The sequence below is a fragment of the Staphylococcus auricularis genome, from assembly GCF_051172115.1.
Lineage (GTDB): Bacteria > Bacillota > Bacilli > Staphylococcales > Staphylococcaceae > Staphylococcus > Staphylococcus auricularis_A.
Genome location: NZ_JBPIZN010000001.1, coordinates 590,525 through 610,367 on the forward strand (window position 1 = coordinate 590,525; position 19,843 = coordinate 610,367).

At 38.1% G+C, this 19,843-nt stretch carries 18 protein-coding genes; 2 read left to right on the forward strand and 16 right to left on the reverse strand.

Translation table 11 applies throughout. From position 1 onward, the window contains the following. Window positions 1-135: 135 nt before the first annotated feature. Window positions 136-1,788, reverse strand: coding sequence for a fatty acid kinase catalytic subunit FakA (fakA, locus tag ACSBRB_RS02875; RefSeq protein WP_435031525.1), 1,653 nt, complete (start codon window positions 1,786-1,788; stop codon window positions 136-138). 13 nt (window positions 1,789-1,801) lie between these two features. Further along, window positions 1,802-2,173: an Asp23/Gls24 family envelope stress response protein gene (locus tag ACSBRB_RS02880; protein ID WP_107391691.1), complete on the reverse strand. Its 372-nt coding sequence runs from the start codon at window positions 2,171-2,173 to the stop codon at window positions 1,802-1,804. A gap of 436 nt (window positions 2,174-2,609) precedes the next feature. Here ACSBRB_RS02880 and rpmB point away from each other — a divergent pair, with 436 nt between their 5' ends. Continuing rightward, the gene (gene rpmB, locus ACSBRB_RS02885; protein ID WP_059106705.1) at window positions 2,610-2,798 is read left to right on the forward strand and encodes a 50S ribosomal protein L28; all 189 of its coding nucleotides are present in this window, start codon (window positions 2,610-2,612) and stop codon (window positions 2,796-2,798) included. 62 nt (window positions 2,799-2,860) lie between these two features. Here rpmB and ACSBRB_RS02890 read toward each other — a convergent pair whose 3' ends face one another. From ACSBRB_RS02890 to gmk, 13 genes are all read right to left on the reverse strand, one after another. Continuing rightward, window positions 2,861-3,496, reverse strand: coding sequence for a thiamine diphosphokinase (locus tag ACSBRB_RS02890; protein WP_435031526.1), 636 nt, complete (start codon window positions 3,494-3,496; stop codon window positions 2,861-2,863). Between the two features lie 5 nt (window positions 3,497-3,501). Continuing rightward, window positions 3,502-4,152 (reverse strand): ribulose-phosphate 3-epimerase, encoded by a 651-nt coding sequence (rpe, locus tag ACSBRB_RS02895; protein ID WP_435031527.1) that lies wholly within the window; start codon window positions 4,150-4,152, stop codon window positions 3,502-3,504. Further along, window positions 4,152-5,027 (reverse strand): ribosome small subunit-dependent GTPase A, encoded by an 876-nt coding sequence (gene rsgA, locus ACSBRB_RS02900; protein WP_435031528.1) that lies wholly within the window; start codon window positions 5,025-5,027, stop codon window positions 4,152-4,154. Before rsgA ends, rpe begins: the two co-directional genes overlap by 1 nt. A gap of 229 nt (window positions 5,028-5,256) precedes the next feature. Beyond that, window positions 5,257-7,371 (reverse strand): Stk1 family PASTA domain-containing Ser/Thr kinase, encoded by a 2,115-nt coding sequence (gene pknB / locus ACSBRB_RS02905; RefSeq protein ID WP_435031529.1) that lies wholly within the window; start codon window positions 7,369-7,371, stop codon window positions 5,257-5,259. Further along, window positions 7,368-8,114, reverse strand: coding sequence for a Stp1/IreP family PP2C-type Ser/Thr phosphatase (locus tag ACSBRB_RS02910; protein ID WP_435031531.1), 747 nt, complete (start codon window positions 8,112-8,114; stop codon window positions 7,368-7,370). Before ACSBRB_RS02910 ends, pknB begins: the two co-directional genes overlap by 4 nt. A 6-nt stretch (window positions 8,115-8,120) precedes the next feature. Then, window positions 8,121-9,215, reverse strand: coding sequence for a dual-specificity RNA methyltransferase RlmN (gene rlmN / locus ACSBRB_RS02915; RefSeq protein WP_435031532.1), 1,095 nt, complete (start codon window positions 9,213-9,215; stop codon window positions 8,121-8,123). Then, window positions 9,212-10,528 carry a 16S rRNA (cytosine(967)-C(5))-methyltransferase RsmB gene (gene rsmB / locus ACSBRB_RS02920; RefSeq protein WP_435031533.1) on the reverse strand — a complete coding sequence of 439 codons (1,317 nt, stop codon included), beginning with the start codon at window positions 10,526-10,528 and terminating at the stop codon, window positions 9,212-9,214. The genes rlmN and rsmB overlap by 4 nt, the downstream gene beginning before the upstream one ends. Continuing rightward, window positions 10,525-11,457 (reverse strand): methionyl-tRNA formyltransferase, encoded by a 933-nt coding sequence (gene fmt / locus ACSBRB_RS02925; protein ID WP_435031534.1) that lies wholly within the window; start codon window positions 11,455-11,457, stop codon window positions 10,525-10,527. Before fmt ends, rsmB begins: the two co-directional genes overlap by 4 nt. Next, entirely contained in the window at window positions 11,450-11,938 is a 489-nt protein-coding gene (locus ACSBRB_RS02930; protein WP_435031535.1) for a peptide deformylase, read from the reverse strand. The genes fmt and ACSBRB_RS02930 overlap by 8 nt, the downstream gene beginning before the upstream one ends. Before the next feature lie 370 nt (window positions 11,939-12,308). Further along, entirely contained in the window at window positions 12,309-14,717 is a 2,409-nt protein-coding gene (gene priA, locus ACSBRB_RS02935; RefSeq protein ID WP_435031536.1) for a primosomal protein N', read from the reverse strand. Then, window positions 14,718-15,932, reverse strand: a complete 1,215-nt coding sequence (coaBC, locus tag ACSBRB_RS02940) for a bifunctional phosphopantothenoylcysteine decarboxylase/phosphopantothenate--cysteine ligase CoaBC (RefSeq protein ID WP_435031537.1) — start codon at window positions 15,930-15,932, stop codon at window positions 14,718-14,720. It abuts the gene before it with no gap. 360 nt (window positions 15,933-16,292) lie between these two features. Beyond that, window positions 16,293-16,499 (reverse strand): DNA-directed RNA polymerase subunit omega, encoded by a 207-nt coding sequence (gene rpoZ, locus ACSBRB_RS02945; protein WP_059106717.1) that lies wholly within the window; start codon window positions 16,497-16,499, stop codon window positions 16,293-16,295. Next, window positions 16,499-17,122 carry a guanylate kinase gene (gene gmk, locus ACSBRB_RS02950; RefSeq protein ID WP_059106718.1) on the reverse strand — a complete coding sequence of 208 codons (624 nt, stop codon included), beginning with the start codon at window positions 17,120-17,122 and terminating at the stop codon, window positions 16,499-16,501. The genes rpoZ and gmk overlap by 1 nt, the downstream gene beginning before the upstream one ends. 159 nt (window positions 17,123-17,281) lie before the next feature. Here gmk and ACSBRB_RS02955 point away from each other — a divergent pair, with 159 nt between their 5' ends. Continuing rightward, complete coding sequence (locus tag ACSBRB_RS02955) at window positions 17,282-18,979, forward strand: Rqc2 family fibronectin-binding protein (protein ID WP_435031538.1); 1,698 nt, start codon at window positions 17,282-17,284, stop codon at window positions 18,977-18,979. A gap of 79 nt (window positions 18,980-19,058) precedes the next feature. Here ACSBRB_RS02955 and ACSBRB_RS02960 read toward each other — a convergent pair whose 3' ends face one another. Further along, window positions 19,059-19,466 carry a VOC family protein gene (locus tag ACSBRB_RS02960; protein ID WP_435031540.1) on the reverse strand — a complete coding sequence of 136 codons (408 nt, stop codon included), beginning with the start codon at window positions 19,464-19,466 and terminating at the stop codon, window positions 19,059-19,061. Window positions 19,467-19,843: the final 377 nt, after the last annotated feature.

Consider the following 19,843-nt stretch of genomic DNA (forward strand, 5'->3'; position numbering starts at 1 on the left):
TTTTAAAATTTTGATTGATTTTACTAAGAATGTAGGTGAGAAAAAGAGGCTATTATACATAAAAAAGGGTGAGGTAATCGCTTGAGGACATAACACCTCATAGCTGATTTCTCAACCCTTTCACTCAATAGCGTTTTATTCAACTGCAAATAAATAATGGTATACCGGTTGCTGGCCTTCATGTTGATCGATTTCTACATCTTCGTAGTTTTCTTCTAGCCATTCAACCACTGCTTCTGTCACTGAATCGGCAGCATCTTCGCCGGTAATCATTGTGACAATTTCACTATCGTCATCCATCATGTCTGTGAGTAGCGCTTTGATGGTATCAAGTTGTTCTGGATAACTTGCAATAATTTTATCCTCTTTAAGACCCATGAAAGCATCTTTTTTAATTTCTACATCATCGATAGTTGTATCTCTGACCGCGTAAGTAATCGCCCCAGAAGTCACCATTTCGATTGCTTCTACCATACGTGCTTTATTATCCGCCAGAGAATCAGAAACATCAAAATTGAATAGTGAACTGATACCTTGTGGAATAGAACGTGTTGGAATGACAACGACTTCCGCATCTACAATTTCAGCGGCTTGTTCGCTCGCCATTAAAATATTCTTGTTATTCGGTAAGATAATCGCGCGTTTACATTGAGATTTCTCAATGACGTCAACGATGTCTTGCGTAGATGGATTCATCGTTTGACCGCCACTAATGACGTGTGTAGCTCCCATCGATTTAAACAATTCTGAAATACCATCACCCATTGAAATCGTAACGACAGCTGTTTCTACCGTTTCTTGTGGTTGTTGGGAAGCTTGTTGCTCCTTACGTACAACTTCTCTATGTTGTTCACGCATGTTTTCTGATTTTAATTTAATCAATTCGCCGTATTGTTGACCGTAATTAAATACTTCACCTGGTATTTCTGTATGCACATGTACTTTGACAACTTCATCATCACTGATGACAAGGAGAGAATCACCGAATGCACTCACGTCTTCTCTAAATTGCTGTTCATCAAATGGCTTTTTCTGTTTGTCAAAACGAACCATCATTTCTGTACAATAACCATAGATAATATCTTCTGTATTGATTACACCATGGAAATCATGTTCATCGTTCACGAAGTTTTCAGTATCGACTTTGCTGCTTTCTTTATTATCGGCAATGGTTTCCCCTTTTAACGCAGCTAAAAAGCCTTCGTAAACAAGCGTTAATCCTTTACCACCACTGTCTACTACACCGACCTCTTTCAGTACAGGTAGTTGATTGGGTGTATTGTCTAATGATTGTTTCGCAGCGTCAATTGTTTGCGCCATCAATTCGATACAATCTGTGGTTGATTGAGCGATTTGGACTGCTGCTTTCGCTGCATCTCTCGCAACGGTTAAAATTGTCCCCTCTACTGGTTTCATGATTGCTTTATATGCCGTCTCTACACCAGCTTCTAAACCTTTTGCAAATTGCGCTGCATCAATTTCGTCGAATGCTTCTATGTATTTACAAAAACCACGGAATAATTGAGAAAGAATCACACCTGAATTTCCACGTGCTCCCATCAACAATCCTTTTGAAAATGTTTGACCTAAGGCACCGATGGCATGTGATACATTGCTTTCTACTGCTTCTCTACCAGAGGTCATCGTAAGATTCATATTTGTCCCTGTATCCCCATCTGGCACGGGATACACATTGAGTGAATCTACTAATTCTGCATTATTCGATAAATTCTGCGCGCCTTGTATGATCATGTTGGAAAAAATCTGACCATTTATTTTGCTAACCATTCACGTTGTCCTCCTAGCTTTTGTTGCCGTTATTTACACGTACACCTTGTACAAATATATTTATGGAATTCACCTTGATTTTTAGTGTTTGTTCAAGTGTATATTTCACAGTAGATTGTACATTATTCGCTACTTCAGTGATTTTTGTACCGTAGCTCACGATGATGTACATATCGACATCGATAACACCTTTATCTTCACGTACGATGATTCCTTTGGCAAAATTTTCATGACCTAATATTTCAGCGATGCCATCACGAACTTGTTGTCTTGAAGCCATGCCAACAATCCCATAACATTCTACTGCTTTACTTCCAACAACAGATGCTATCACATCATTTGAAATATCTATGTGACCATAGTCATTTTTTATTTTTAAAGTCATAGTGTGACCTCCACCTCATCATAAAATTATTATTCTCTTACATTTCGTGCATATCTAATTTATAACTACTTCTACTGAGTTTGGATATGGTTTAGTTTGTTGTGAATTCTAGCTCATTGTTTTAAACTGTATGTGGTTAATACGATGTAATTGATTTTTCTGATGATACCTAGCTCATGGTAGTTACATTAAAATGAAAGATTCAAAATAATTTTACTAAGACGTATATAATCATTTGAGATCTGATCATTTATTTGACTTGCCATTCAATATAACTACTCGGCTCAAAGCAACATTATAACATAATAATCCCATAACTAAAGTATAAACACAAACGAAATAAGAAATATGTATTGCTATGAAGGTACGAATATGGTACATTATTTGAGTATATAGTAGTTAAGTGTATTTATATTTATTAAAGGAGGTACTTTTCATGGGTAAACAATGTTACGTTACAGGACGTAAAGCTTCAACAGGTAACAAACGTTCTCACGCATTAAACTCAACTAAACGTCGTTGGAATGCTAACCTTCATAAAGTTAGAATCCTTGTAGACGGCAAACCTAAAAAAGTTTGGGTTTCAGCTCGTGCTTTAAAATCTGGTAAAGTTACAAGAGTTTAATAAATATAATGCACTAAAGGCTCATCCTTATGTGGAGGAAGAGCCTTTTTTTATGCCTTCTTTTAGTCTCTACTTCTAATCATCAACAGATGCCCTTCTGTGATTGTCACTTCTCCATCACGATCTGTAAGTTCATTAGAAATCGTTAAGGTCGAACCTAACGTTAACGTCGTCTGTTCCAAATTATATTTAAAGTGTTTAAGCGAGATTGTCGTCGGATATGTCACAGGCACGAATGAAATGTATTGATACGTCTTTTCGTTGTCAATGCGATGATGTCCCTTTGTTAACAACATAATTTGATTTTGATCATCGAGGAGACGAATCGTTATCCCTTGCTCCGCATATTCTGGTTTTTCTAAAACTTGTAGTGCACCCATAAAATGATCAAGACGACCCCCCGTAGCACCATAAACATCAATCTCAGTGTAACCTGCTGCTACAGCTTCTTCTACACCTAAGGCGAGATCCGTATCATCTTTCATTGGATTTAACGGATTAATATCGATGTGTTGAGCTACTTGCTCACGTTCTGAAGCGTTAATCGAATCAAAATCACCAACCGCAAACTGTGGAGTCACCCCATGCTGCACAAGGATGAGTGCGCCTTTGTCGATACCAATCCAATGAGCATCTTTTTGCTGTTTCAAAATATCTTTAGGTAAATGTCGATCACTGCATAATAAATTCACTTTCATAAAAATCAACCTTTCAATTGATCTGTTACTGCTGCATAATCTGATTGTTGAAAGAAATGAGAACCGACGACCAACATATCTGCACCGTGTGCTTTAACTACGGGTGCTGTTTCGTCGTTAATCCCGCCATCAACTTCGATACTAAATGAAAGTGATTGCTCAGATTTAAGCGCCATAAGTTGATCGATTTTTTCAATACAGTTCTCGATAAAAGGTTGACCTCCAAAGCCAGGATTCACCGTCATCACTAATACGTAATCAACATCGCGTAAAACGGGTTCAATTGCAGTCACAGGCGTCCCTGGATTGATCACCACACCTGCCTTCACATCATGTTGTTTAATGAGTTGTATTGCGCGATGAATATGCGGTGTTGCCTCAACATGAACGGAAATCAAATCAGCACCATGTTCAGCCATGGTTGGAATATATTGTTCAGGTTGTTCAATCATTAAATGTACATCAATCGGTAGTTGTGTTCCCTCACGTACTGCATCGAGAATCGGTACACCAATTGAAATGTTTGGTACAAATTGACCATCCATCACATCAAAATGAACACCGTCCACTTTTGCTTTTTCTAATGCTTTAAGTTCTTCGTTTAAAGTTAAAAAATCGGCAGATAATAATGAAGGATATACTTTTGCTTGAGTCATTAATATTTTTCCTTTCTATTCGCAAGTCCCTGATAGAGTTGCACGTAATCATCATATCTAGATTGTGCGATTTCCCCATCTTCAACTGCAGTCTTGACCCTACATTTAGGCTCGTTCATATGATTGCAGTCTCTGAACTTACACTGTTCTCCAAATTCATCTATTTCTAGAAAATAATGTTTTAACATCTCTTTACTGATATGATCAAAATCTAATGCACTGAATCCTGGCGTGTCCGCAATATAACCTGCATCGCGCTTAAACAATTCCGTATGGCGCGTTGTGTGCCGTCCCCGATTTAAAGATTTTGAGATATGTTGGGTTTCTATATCTAGATCAGGATAAAGATGATTTAAAATCGTGGATTTACCTACACCGGACTGACCACTTAATACGACTAAACCGTCCGCCCACGCTTCACTCATAGCTTGATAGTCATCATATTGGCCAATGCTTTGAACAAGATAATCCATATCTCGATAAATGTCTAACTGCGCATCCAATGCTTTCTTTTCTGCATCTGATAATAAATCACATTTCGTTACTAGTATGCTTGGTTGCAGCGCATAAGAATGCGCAATGACTAAATAACGATTTAGTAGTTGAGTTGAAAATTGAGGCTCTACTGCGCTCATCACGATAATGAGTTGATCGATATTACTTACAGGTGGTCGTTTTAATTCATTTTTTCGATCATGGACATGTTGTATATAACCTTCAGATACGTTCTCTACTTCAAAATCTACAACATCTCCAACCAATGGTGAAAACTTTTTCTTTCTAAATAATCCTCGTGGTTTTGTATCATAATGTGTTCCCTCTACGTCCACTTGATACACTCCACTTATTAACTTCACAATTCGACCTGTTTTCAACGTCGCACCTCGCTTTATATACATATACAACTTTATTATATCAAAGCTGACAATGATTCAATATATTTTTAACTAAAAAGATAGTCATTTATTAAGGTCAATGAGTTTCTGGCAATACGTGCTATCATTTCACCAGATTAAATCAAATCAAAACGAGGAATTTACTATTTATAAACAAGATGCCAATCACCATCCTAAAAGAACAGTCATTGGCATCTTGAATCATATGTTAATTATCGTAAGGAATATCTTTATCGGCAACAACTTTGCCATCGACACGTACTGTATATCCAGCCGTCTTATCTTTTTCGATTTCCATCGGGATTTCTATCGATTTATCAGATTTGATATTGTACGTCTGACTCGGTTCATTCCCTACTTTGTTTTTATCTCTGACAAACACTTCTACTTCTTGAGATTTATCATTTTTCCCTGAATACGGGACTTCAACCGTTTCTACATAATCTTTTGTAGCAGCTGACTCAGAACCGGATGATTTGTCTTCAGAGTCATTATCACTATCTTTATCATTTTGTTTACTGTCATCTTTACTTTCTTTTTTATCATCTTTTTTCTCTTTATCTGAATCTTTGTCTGATGATTTATCTTTTTCAGATGCTTTGCCTTCAGAGACGACAAAGTTAATGGTTGAACCTTCATCCACTTCTTTATTTTTAGGTGATTGGCTGATGACATCACCTTTTTTCACTGAATTACTATTTTCTTTTTCAGTTATATTCACTTTAAACCCTTTATTTTCTAATTCTTGTTTCGCAGTGTTAAAGGATTTGTTGATATAGTTTCCGACATATACTTGTTTCACACCGAGTGACTCAGTCAAGATGACATTACCGCCTTGTACTTTAACTTTACTACCCGGATAAACATTTTGCGATTCGATGAAACCTTTTGAAATACCTTGGGTCGTATAGGCTTTGTTTACCTTCACATCTTTGATACCAAGTTCTTCCAATCGCGTTACGGCCTCCTCACGTTTCATACCGTAAAGATTAGGCATCGTCACCTGTTTCACACCTTTTGAAACGACGATATCTACCGCTGAATCACGTTCGACACGCTCACCACTTTCAGGGTTGGTACGGATGATTTTATCTTTCGCATACTTGTTGCTATAATCATGCGATACTTTACCTAATTTAAACGATTGTTCTTCTAAAGCTTGTTTAGCTTCTTGTTCTGTTTTACCAGAGACATCGGGGGTTTCTGCGTATTTGTGACCGAACATGCCCCATGCTCCGAAACCAACTAGCCCGATGAGAAGGAAAATGAAAATCAATGCGAAAATGATTTTTTTAAATGGAGAGCGTTTCTTTGTCGGTTCAACATAAAATTGAGATTCGTTACTTTGTAATTTCAACTGGTCAACGACTGGGATTTGCATTGTTTGTTTTATATTTTTAGCTTTTGCCTCATCGTCTTTCAACTGCGATTGTAACGCTTGTTTATCGATAACCATCGTTTGATTCTGATCTTCATATAAATCTAGCGGTTGTTCGTCCTGCCGTGATGGATCTAAGGCGGTTGCAAGATCGTCACTCAGTTCCTTCACACTTTCATAACGTCGATCTCGTTCTTTAGCTGTTGCTTTTAAAATGACATTACTCAATGCTTGTGGAACATCTTCCCGGTAATCTGATACATTAGGCATCGGATCTTGGATGTGTTTGATGGCAATACTAATTGCTGTTTCTCCAGTAAAAGGAGGTTCTCCCATCAACATCTCATAAATGACGACCCCTATAGAATAAATATCTGTTTTATAATCCGTTGACTCTCCACGGGCTTGTTCAGGTGAGAGATATTGAACGGTACCGAGCACATGATTGGTTTTCGTCATCGTTGTTTCACTTAATACTTTAGCAATGCCAAAATCAAGTAACTTCAACTCATGATCATTCGCGAATAAAATATTTTGTGGTTTAATGTCTCGATGCACGATGTGACAATCGTGTGCATGAGCGATACCATCTATAATTTGATTCGTGAACGCAACCACTGTTTCTACTGGAATAGGATGATTCGATTTAATATATTGGGATAATGTAGGACCCTCAACATATTCCATAACTAAGAAGAAACATTCGTCGTCTTCTGTGATGTCATATACATCAACAATGTGATCGTGCGCCAATTGTGTTAAATGGTGCACTTCTCGTTCAAAACGTTGAATTGTTTCTTCTTGTTCTCCTGATGGTATAGAGATGGCTTTAATCGCAACTTTCCGTTGTAAAATCGTATCTTGAGCTAAGTAGACGGTACTCATACCTCCGCCGCCTAATTTTTCTAAGACGTGGTACCTTTCGTTAATCATTTTCCCTATCATACTTGCTCACCTTCAATCTCAGCCAAGATAATACTGATATTGTCCTTAGATGAAGCGTATTCTGCATGTTCTAATAGTTTTTCACCTTGCGTATGTAGGTCTTCCTTTTCATTGCTCAGTAACTGCTGCAACGTATCGTCACGTACGTAATCCGTTAAACCATCAGTAGCAAAAAGCAAGTAATTATATAAGCGTGTTCGTTTTACAAAGATATCAGCTTTTACAAATTTATCTGTACCCATCACTTTTGTAATGATATTGCGCTGAGGATGATTAAATGCCTCTTCTTCAGTGATTTCACCTATCATAAGGAGATAATTAACAAAAGAATGGTCGTGGGTAACTTGTTCGATCTTTCTACTGTTGATGAGATAAGCACGAGAGTCACCTATATTTGCGATGACAACGTGGTGATCATACACTAAAGCACAGACACAAGTCGTTCCCATACCATGATATTCTGTTGACTCAACAGATTGTTGGTAGAGTTCACGATTCACTTGTCCCAGCGTTGTTTGAAGCCAGTCTTCAGCTTGTGATTCTTCGATGTAATTTTCCGCTTCAAAACGTGTTCTTATGGCGTCGACGACAAATTGACTTGCGACTTCACCTGCGCGATGTCCACCCATGCCGTCACATATCACTAATAATTGTTGTTGCGTTTGGTTATAATAAATCCCACCTGCATCTTCATTTTTATCACGGAATTGACCTGTGTTCGTAAAGAATTGTGCATTTAGCATTTGTTATTACCTCGTTTCCACTTTGCGTTCCTTTGCTCTTAACTGACCACAAGCTGCGTCGATGTCTGCACCTTGTTCACGGCGAATCGTTACATTGACACCAAGTCGTTTTAACTCTTTTTCAAATTTGAAAATATCATCTTTCGGCGTCTTCACATAATTTCTTTCAGGGACATGATTAACCGGAATAAGATTGACATGACAGTTTAAATCTTTGATGAGATGTGCTAAATCTCTAGCGTGTTCAAGCTGATCATTTACGCCACCAAATAACCCATATTCAAACGTAACGCGACGATTCGTTTGTTGTTGATAATAATGAATCGCTTCAATGAGTTTATCAACATTATAGGCACGGTTGATTGGCATTAAACGGGAGCGTATCTCATCTTTAGCCGCATGTAAGCTTACCGCAAAATTAATTTGTATATCCTCTTCAGCGAAGTCATAAATACGCGGAATGATACCAGACGTTGAGACGGTTATATGTCTTGCACCGATGTTCAAACCATGATCGTGATTCACGATATATAAGAAATCCATCATCTCGTCATAGTTTTCAAACGGTTCACCAATGCCCATGATTACAATTTGTGACACGCGTTCATCTGTGTCATCTAGTGCTTTTTGTACCGTGAGCACTTGTGCAACGATTTCACCGGCCTCTAAGTTTCTTTTTAATCCACCAATTGAAGAAGCACAGAACGTACAGCCGATACGACAGCCAACTTGTGTCGTTACACATACTGAGTTGCCGTATTCATGACGCATCAATACTGTTTCTATCGTATATCCATCTTGAAGTTCAAATAAAAACTTAATTGTGCCATCTTTACTTTCTTGCTTTACGACTACAGATAACGTCGTAATCGTAAAATTTTCTTTCAATAATGCACGTAAGTCTTTCGATAGATTTGTCATTTCATCAAAATGATCGACACGTTTGTCATACAACCATTCAAAGATTTGTTTCGCTCTGAATTTAGGTTGGCCTTGTTCGATTAGCCAGGACTGTAATTCTTCAAATTTCAGAGAATAAATAGACTGTTTCTCAAAGTCTGGTAAAAATTTATTCTTTTTCTTCTTTTCCGCAGTGATCATTCCACACTTTCCTTTCTTTTTATTCGAGTGATAAAGAATCCATCTGAATTGGCATCTTGAGGTAACAGTTGCATTGTTTTAACCATTTCGCCCGTTAATGGATGTTCGAACGGCTCAAATTCAAATGCATCGTTTTGTTTTAAAAATGTATATATCACATTTTCATTCTCCATTTGTTCGATCGTACAAGTGGAGTATACAAGGGTCCCACCGGGTTTCAAATTGTTTTTAACATTTTCTAAAATCTCTAACTGTAATTCAACCAATCCTTGGATAGACTGTTGTGATTGAGTATTTTTGATTTCCGGTTTATGTCTTAACACGCCTAAACCACTGCATGGTGCATCTACTAAAATTTTATCATACATCGCTTGATATTGCTGTGTCGCATCGTGTTGATACGCGTGAACATTTTCAAGCTGTAGCTTGTGCTTATTGTCATTAATCAAGTTGATTTTATGATCATGAATATCTGTTGCATCGACGCTACCTGTGCCATCTAACCGTTCAGCGATATGACATGCTTTACCACCGGGTGCACTACATGCATCTAAGATATTTTCATCTGCTTCCGGAGCTAAAATATGTGCGACAAACATCGAGCTAAGATCTTGAATCGATATGAAACCTGCTTTAAATGCTTGTGATTCAACCACAGGATGCCCTGAAACATGTAAACATTCAGCTAAGTGTGGATCTTGTTCCACAGAATAACCTTCGCTTGTTAGTCTTTCGATCATAGCAGCTGGTGTCACTCGTGTCGTATTCACACGAACGGATTGTGTAACAGGTTGCATCAAATGAGCAGCAATACGTTCCGTTTCCTCTATACCATAATGTGTAATCCAATGTTCTACAATCCACTTCGGTAAACTGTAAGCCGTAGCAATTCTCTGTTTGTCATTTTTTATTGCGTTTACATCTGGTAATTCTGAGCGCATCATTGTACGTAATATTCCATTAATGACATTGCCATTATGTGGACCGCCTTTAGCTTTGGCGATCGTCACCGCTTCATTAATAATGGCATGTTCAGGGACCTTGTCTAAGTACACGTATTGATAGATGCTCATCCATAATAACGTCCGCATCCAACCTTTAAGCTTCGTTTTCACAAATGGTTTTAAGTAAAAATCTAACGTATATTGTCGTTTTAACGTGCCATAGACAAGTTCTGTTAAAAGGCCTTTGTCCGCATGGTTCAATGTCTGTTCAGTTAATGTTTGATTAATCGCGATATTGCTATAGGCGTTTTCCTTTCTTACGCGCTGAATGGTTTCAAAGGCAAGCTGACGTACACTTGATGATGTCATACGAGCACCTTACCAACGAGTGACGTTTGAACTCCACTCAAATAATTAGCAACTTGCATGCGTTTTTTCCCAGCTAACTGGATTTCAGTTAAGGCAATCGCGTCTTCAGAACCTGTACCGACGATGATTGCTTTTTTCGTCGTTTCAATGATTTCGCCAGGGTTTCCTTTTTTATCTTTTTCTACACGCGCTGCAAACACTTTGAGGTTTGTGTCATCCATTGTCGTATATGCGACAGGCCAAGGTGAAAGTCCTCTAATATGATTGTGAATCGCTTCTGCTGGACGAGACCAATCTAAGCGTTCATCTTCTCGAGAAATATTAGAAGCAAATGTAGCCTCATCTTCGTTTTGCGGTGTCGCTTCGTTGGTACCATTAATAATAGCAGGAAGTGTTTGCTGTAATAAATTAGCACCTAAAAAGCTCAATTTATCATGCATGCTGCCTACATCATCTGTTGGTTCTATCGCAATCGATTGTTGTGCAATGATATCACCAGCATCTAATTTTTCAGCCATATACATGATCGTCACGCCTGTTTCTTTTTCTCCATCTATAATCGCTTGATGAATGGGTGCGCCACCACGATATTTAGGTAATAATGAAGCGTGTACGTTGATTGCGCCATATTGTGGTGCATCAAGTAATGCTTTAGGTAGTAATTGTCCAAATGCAGCAGTCACAATCAAATCTGCGTCCATATCAATCAGTGTTTGTAACTCGTCTGATTGTGCTAATTTTTCAGGTTGGTAAACCGGTAGACCATGATCCTCAGCAAGTTGTTTCACTGGGGGTGGTGTGAGTTTGCGTTTTCTGCCTACAGGACGATCGGGTTGCGTCACAACAGCGATGACGTCATGTTCAGCAATCAACATTTCTAATATTTTAGTAGAGAAATCTGGTGTTCCCATAAAAATGATTTTAGCCATGGTTAAAGTATTCCTCCATTTCTTCATCTGTTAAGATGCGTTCTGCACATTCTGTAAATAATACGCCATTAAAGTGATCCATCATATGTAAAATCATACGTGCAACATCATCATAGGCAGTGAGCTCGACTTCGTTTCCTTCCTTGTCATTACTTTTCACGACAATCATCTGACTTCTTGTCACTTCTGCATACACATTCGGTAAGCTGACGGAACCTTCTAAATCTGTAACTTTTTCTTCAGATTGACTGACGATCTCAGGATTAATCAATTGAAGCAATCCATCTAATTCCATGTCGATGATGGCGACTTGTTGATTTTCACCAATTTGCGGTGCTGCCACAGCTGCAGCTTCTTCGTGATACATTGTATCTTCTAAATCAAGTAATAATTGTTTTAACTGGTCATCAAACTGTGTCACAGGTTTGATCTTTTGATGCAAAATCGGTGAAGTTTCAGAGATAAGTGATTTCACTGTCATATTTATCGGCTCCTAATAAAAATTCATCATATTATTATAACTTAAATAGCACAAAAATGCGATACGTCATAGACATTGGTTCACGCTAAAGAATGGGTTATTCAACCTCGGACAGATGCTCAGTTATATTTCATACGTTTCTATCATATAAAATACATATCTTTATCGCAAAGATTAATCGCACGTCATATAGTTCTCATAATTATTTTACCCAAGTAAATCTTGGATGAGAGCGGTGATTTTTAAATATAAACGGTTCAACCAAAAGCTTTCAGCCTGAGAATGACACAAAAAAGCCGGAACGCAAGTTTGCGCCCCAGCCCTATGAAGTACACTTAAAGCATTTCTTGCCTATCTATTTGAATCTGCATTACATCATCATTTGTGGTCCAATATCAATTTTTAATGAGAGTTTGTCTTTCACATATTGATCATGATAATACTCGTCTAAATACGTTAACGCCTCATGAAGGGCAGGTTCTCGTTTATATTTAATGAGTATTTGGAAACGATATTCGTTATTAATTCTCGATAGTGCTGCGGGTGAGGGTCCGAGTACGAGTGCCTGTTCTGATAAATGTTGTAGCAGCACTTGATGTATGTGTTTCGATGCTTCCATCACTTTCTTCATTTCTTTGTGTGAGATGGTGAAATTAATTAAATAAAAATAAGGCGGGTATTTGCCCATTTGTCGGTATTGCATTTCTTTACGATAAAACGCCACATAATCATTCTCTTTAACATCTTGTACAGCGTAATGTTCTGGATTATAGGTTTGAATGATGACCTGACCCTCTTTCTCATGACGCCCAGCACGACCAGATACTTGGGTGAGCAACTGATACGTCCGTTCGCTCGCACGAAAATCAGGTAGGTTGAGCATCGTATCTGCATTCAGCACGCCGACAAGGGTAATATTTGGAAAATCAAGCCCCTTCGCAATCATTTGGGTGCCGAGAAGAATATCTCCTTTACCTTCTCCAAAATCATTGAGTAATTTCTCATGTGCCCCTTTTCGAGATGTTGTATCTACATCCATACGGATAATGTTCGCTTCAGGAAACTGGTGTTGAAGTAACTCTTCGACACGTTGGGTTCCTGTCCCCACTTGGCGTATATGTTCACTTTCACAATTCGGACATTGGTTCGGTGGCGTTGTTTCATAGCCACAATAGTGACATTTCAGTGTATCTGATGACTTATGATAAGTTAGCGAAATATCACAATTAGGACATTGCGGTACGTGACCACAATCACGACATAACATAAATGTCGCGTATCCACGGCGATTTAAAAACAATACAATTTGTTCTTTTTTATCTAATCGATCCTGAATGGCATCATACAAGTCATTAGAAAACATCGAACGATTACCATTCGCGAGTTCTTCTCTCATGTCGATGATATTGATACTTGGCATCGCTTGTTGATTCACACGATGCGGTAATGAAAGTAAGTGATATACCCTTTTATCGGCACGTGCATAAGATTCTAGACTCGGTGTCGCGCTGCCTAATACGAGTGGGCATTGGTGGTATTCGCTACGCCATTGTGCAATATCTCTTGCGTGATAACGCGGCGTGTCCTCTTGTTTATATGAAGCTTCATGTTCCTCATCTATAATAATCATCCCGAGATCTTTAAAGGGTGCAAACACACTAGAACGTGCACCGACACTGACACGGGCGCGGCCATCTCTTATCTTCTGCCACTCATCATAGCGTTCACCACGTGATAGCCCCGAATGGAGCACAGCCACATCATCACCAAATCGTTGTTTAAAACGGAGTCCCATTTGTGGCGTGAGTGCGATTTCTGGCACGAGCATCATTGCTTGTCGATTATAAGATAACGCAACGTCTATCGTTTGTAGATAGACTTCTGTTTTACCAGAGCCCGTTACACCATGAAGTAAAAACGTTTGTTGCTTATGTTCGTTGATTGATTCAGTAATAGCGTTATAAGCTTGCTGTTGTTCTTCAGTAAGCGTCTGTTTTTCTTCCTGTTCAAAGACGCGTTCCGCAAAAGGATCTCGTTCAACGACTGCGTCATATTTTTCTAAATAACCTTTTTTAACGAGCGTATCAATACTGCCTTTAGAAAAGTCCATCTGTTCTAATTCTTTAATAAAAACATCGCGATGTTGTTCATCAGCGAGAAAGGCATATACCTCATATTGTTTCGGTTTCTTTTCAAGACTACCGAGCACTTCATCGATATCAAAATCATCGACCACACGTACAGCACGTTGTTTTTTCTTTTTGATATTTTGAGAAAGTAATGTGACTTCTTTGATACTTCCATCATTCATTAATGGTATGAGTTCATCTAATTCATCATTTTGTTGTGCCATTTTATAGGGGTAATGGCCTTCGCTATCAAATCTTTTTAATATATCTGCTGAGATTTGACTGTCGTCTACAATTTCGAATACTTTTTGGTATTTCGCTTTTAAAGCGCTTGGCAACATGACCTCTAAGATAGAAATCCGCTTCGTCACAAAATAACGGCTATACCACTCACTTAACTTGATGAGCTCAGGTGTCAGTTCGGGTTTAATATCTTGAATCTCTTTAATTTCTTTTAACTTAGTGATATCCATTTGTGCTTCAGCATCATCTTCGATAGACATGACATACCCTTGAATCGTACGTGATCCAAATGGAACCACGACACGCATCCCTACTTTTAATATTGTTTGTAATCGTGAAGGAATGATGTAATCAAACGTGAAATCCACGTTTTTAGAAGGAATGTCTACGATTACTTTTGCTATCATTTATTGCCACCTAGTTTCCAATTCATCTAATATTAAATGCGCAAGTTGTGCTTTTGAATGTTTGCCTAAAGCGACTGTAGACTGGTCTTTAAAATGCAACGTGTAGTCATTATCATCCGAACTAAATCCGATCGAACGATCGCCCACGTTGTTCGCGATGATGACATCTGCATTTTTACGTTGCAATTTAGCTTTGGCATAATCATCAATATTTTGCGTTTCGGCTGCAAAGCCAACGAGATACTGATGCGTTTTATGTTCTCCGAGATATTTTAAAATATCAGGGGTACGTGTAAATGTGACTTGTAGGTCACCATCTTGTTTTTTTAATTTATGTGTTAAAGGAGATGCAGGCGCGTAGTCAGAGACGGCAGCTGCTTTAAATACGATGTCTTGATTATCAAAGCGTTCAGTTACTGCTTCAAACATCTCTTGAGCACTTTGAACGTTCACAATATCTACACCTTCAGGTACAGTGAGATGTGTAGGGCCTGAAACAAGGGTCACATGTGCGCCTCTTTCAATTAATGCTTCTGCGATTAAATAACCAATCTTACCTGACGAACGATTGGATAAATATCTCACTGGATCTAACTCTTCAACTGTGGGACCTGCTGTAACAAGCGCACGTTTTCCAGCAAATGTACTCTCAATATGTTGTTTGGATTCTGTCGCTTCACTATCAGTTGCAAATCGGTCGATAGTAGAAACAATGTCTAACGGTTCCGCCATACGCCCTTTTGCAACGTAACCACACGCTAAAAAGCCTTCTCCCGGCTCAATAAAGTGATAACCATCCTCTTTTAATACCGCTATATTATGTTGGGTTCTTCGGTTTTCATACATATGCACATTCATCGCTGGCACGATAAATTTCGGCGTCTCTGTCGCGAGAAGTGTGGTAGTCACTATATCATCCGCAATGCCTGTACTTAACTTCGCTATCGTATTCGCCGTCGCAGGCGCCAGGATGATGGCATCTGCCCAGTCTCCTAATGCGACATGTTGAATTTCTTGTGGATTTTGTTCAATGAATGTATCCGTATATACAGTATTTCTGCCAATCGCTTGAAATGATAAAGCAGTAACAAATTGTTGGGCATGTGATGTTAACATGACACGCACATCATACCCCGCTTGGGTTAACTTACTCGTTAAATCAATCGCTTTATACGCTGCAATCCCGCCTGTAACAGCTAGCAAAATATTCTTCATCTATAATGCTCCTTCAACTTCAAATCTCTTTTATTACAACAGCCTTATTTCACATTTTCTTTAAGATCAACATTTTTGTACTGGCTCATATCACTGATAAGACCTAGCTCGTTTTTTAGAATGTGAATGCGCGCTTTGTATTTCGTTATCTTATAGATTACATCTTTTATAGTATCATCATCGGCGCCTTTTTTCTGTAAATATACTTAAAATCGTCATCTACCTATGTCTCTAAAGACGTTCTCCCAAGCCTATTCGTTCTTAGGCCACAAACGTATGTGAAGAGGCTGGAACCCATTATGATTCCAGCCTCTTTTGACAGATGATTTATATAAAAATGTCACTTTGCTCGTTTAAAATTTATTGAAATGAGCTATCATTTGGATGTAATTTACCAGCTGCAATTTCTTCTAATGCTTTACCTACTGATTTATGAGAATCATAACGTTCTAATAGTTGTGATTCAGGTTCACCTTCAATTTCTCTCGCACGTTTAGCTGCTGTAGTTGCGATTAAATAAGTTGATCTAATTTGTGAATTGAGTTGATTTAATGGTGGATTTAACATTATTTTTTGGCCTCCAATATCATTTTTCTATACTTAGCTTCGATGCGTTCGCGTTTCAAATGCTCCGCTTCTACGATGGATTGAATGCGATTCTTAGCGAGTTCCACTTCATCGTTAACAACAACATAATCATATAAGTTCATCATTTCAACTTCTTTGCGTGCTTCACTCACTCGACTTTGTATTTTATCATCTGATTCCGTACCTCGGCCAACCAAACGTTCACGCAAATGATCTAAACTAGGTGGAGCTAAAAAGATAAATAACGCGTCGGGGAATTTTTTGCGTACTTGTTTTGCACCTTCGACTTCAATTTCTAAAAATACATCATAACCTTCGTCCATTGTATCTTTAACATATTGAACCGGTGTCCCGTAGTAATTACCCACATATTCAGCATACTCAATAAACTGATCTTGTTTGATTAACTCTTCAAATTCCTTTTTCGTTTTGAAGAAATAATCTACGCCATCCACTTCTCCTTCGCGCATTGCACGTGTAGTCATTGAAATTGAATATTTATATGATGTGGCTGGATCGTCAAATATTTGTTTTCTAACGGTGCCCTTCCCAACTCCTGAAGGTCCAGATAGAACAATCAGCAAACCTTTCTCATTCTCCATGACTTACGACCTCTCTATGCTATTCTTCTAATATTTATATATGATACCATAGTTTTCATTTAATTGTATAGGATAACCCCACAGAAACTTTGTTCATGACCAGAATCGATATCCATGTTACAATATACTGAATGAAATGATTTAAGGGGGCTGTTACACATGGCATACGATGGCTTATTTACACGTAAAATGGTTGAGTCCCTCCAATTTTTAGAAAACGGCAGAATTCATAAAATTAATCAACCAGAAAATGATACATTGATCATCGTGATTAGACAAAATCGTAAAAATCATAAATTATTACTTTCCATACATCCAAGCTTTTCAAGAATGCATCTCACAACGAAAAAATATGACAATCCATTTAACCCACCGATGTTTGCGCGTGTCTTTCGTAAACATTTAGAAGGTGGTATCGTCAAAGCAATTAGACAAATCGGCAACGATCGACGGGTCGAAATCGATGTGCAAAGTAAAGATGAAATTGGCGATACGATTCATCGCACAATCATCCTTGAAATCATGGGTAAACACAGTAATTTAATTCTCGTTGATGATACGCGAAAAATACTTGAAGGCTTCAAGCATTTAACACCTAACACCAATCAGTATCGTACAGTGATGCCAGGTTTTCAATATGAAGCACCGCCCGCTCAAAATAAAGTGAATCCATACGAGGTAAATGGTGACGAGGTGAATCGGTATATTGATTTCAACAGTGGTAAACTCGAGCGACAATTACTGAATCATTTTGAAGGCTTCAGTCCTTTAATCGCAAATGAAATCGTTCATCGTAGACCCTTTATGACGACCGAAACTTTACCAGAAGCTTTTGAAGAAGTATTAGCAGAAACAGAAGGTCCAACCGTACCTATTTTTCATAAAAACAATGAAACAGGTAAAGAAGACTACTATTTCATGAAGCTACAGCAATTTGACGATGAAACCGTGATTTACGATTCCTTGCATGATCTACTTGATCGTTATTATGACGCACGTGGTGAACGTGAACGTGTTAAACAGCGTGCAAATGATCTCGTTAAATTCGTACAACAACAACTTCAAAAAGACCGCACTAAATTGACGAAATTGTACGATGAACTTGAAGGTACGAAAAATAAAGATGATCAACAACTTTACGGAGAACTGATCACGGCAAATATTTATCGCATTAAACAAGGTGACGAATCTGTTACAGCGTTAAATTATTATACGGGGGAAAATATTACGATTCCGTTAGATACGACGACCCCCCCTTCAGTCAATGCGCAACATTATTATAAACAATACAATCGTTTGAAACGCAGAGAACATGAATTAACCCATCAAATTGAATTAACGAAAGAGAACATCAGCTATTTTGAAAATATTGAACAACAACTGACGCATATCACCGTCGATGAAATTGATGATATCCGAGATGAATTAGCTGAACAAGGCTTCTTAAAACAACGCAAGCATACGAAGAAAAAACAACAAGCCAAAATTCAATTACAAACGTATCAATCCACGGATGGTGATACGATTCTCGTCGGTAAAAATAATAAACAAAATGACTATCTCACAAATAAAAAAGCTGGTAAACAACACGTTTGGTTCCATACGAAAGACATCCCTGGTTCACACGTGGTCATTCTCAATGAAGCACCCTCTGAAACAACCATCAAAGAGGCTGCCATGTTAGCAGGCTATTTTTCAAAAGCTGGTAATTCTGGACAAATACCGGTCGATTACACACGCATCAAACACGTGCATAAACCAAGTGGTGCTAAACCCGGTTTTGTCACATACGACAATCAAAAAACACTTTATGCGACGCCAGATTACGATCATATTCAACAAATGAAACAATCTTAATCCATCACATCTCTCATATCAAAAGCCGATTGAAAGTAATGATGCATTCAATCGGCTTTTTAATATATTTTTTCAATTTTTATTCCTCTAGATATGCGAGTTGAAAATTAACTCCGTATTTATCTTGTATCCATGCAAATGCTTTGAATGGTGGCATTTCTGTCATCGGCATGAGGATGGCGCCTTCTTTTTTCAAGTGATTAAATAATCGTTCCATCTCTTCTGAACTATCTACATTCACATAGAGTGACATTGCTGGATTCATTTCTACGGGTACGCCACCGTTCACGTTATCGATCGCCATAAAAAACTGATCTTTAAGTCTAAAAATGGAATGCTGAACGTAACCCGCAGGTGCTTCATCTTCATCTGTATACTTTTCTAAGGTGAGTATTTCTGCATCTTCGAAAGCATCAATGTACGTTTGGATTGCTTCTTCCGCTTGACCATTAAACATTAAAAAGGTCGTGATTTTAGGTAATGCCATGCGTTGACCTCCTGTTATGTAAGTAATTAAAGTTTGTTTATATTGTCGCATAAGAAGTGCCGTCACGTCTTGGAAAATGCATTGCACCATTCAGTCGTATGAGCAGTTCCAACAAATAGATGTCTCTTCTCTTAACCTTCAATATAAACACATTGATTTGCGTTATCACATAACTTTCGCTAAAATAAAATTAAACTACTGAGGAGGTCTTTACAGCTATGGCTTTAGCAAGTTTTTTCTTGATTCCGGTTCTCGTGCTCGTGATCGTCTTCTTAATCGGTTGGTTACTCATTAAATTATTTATTCGCTAATTGAATATTTACATCATAATGAAACAGTATCTAGGATATCGTTTCATTTATTTACATATGATCCAT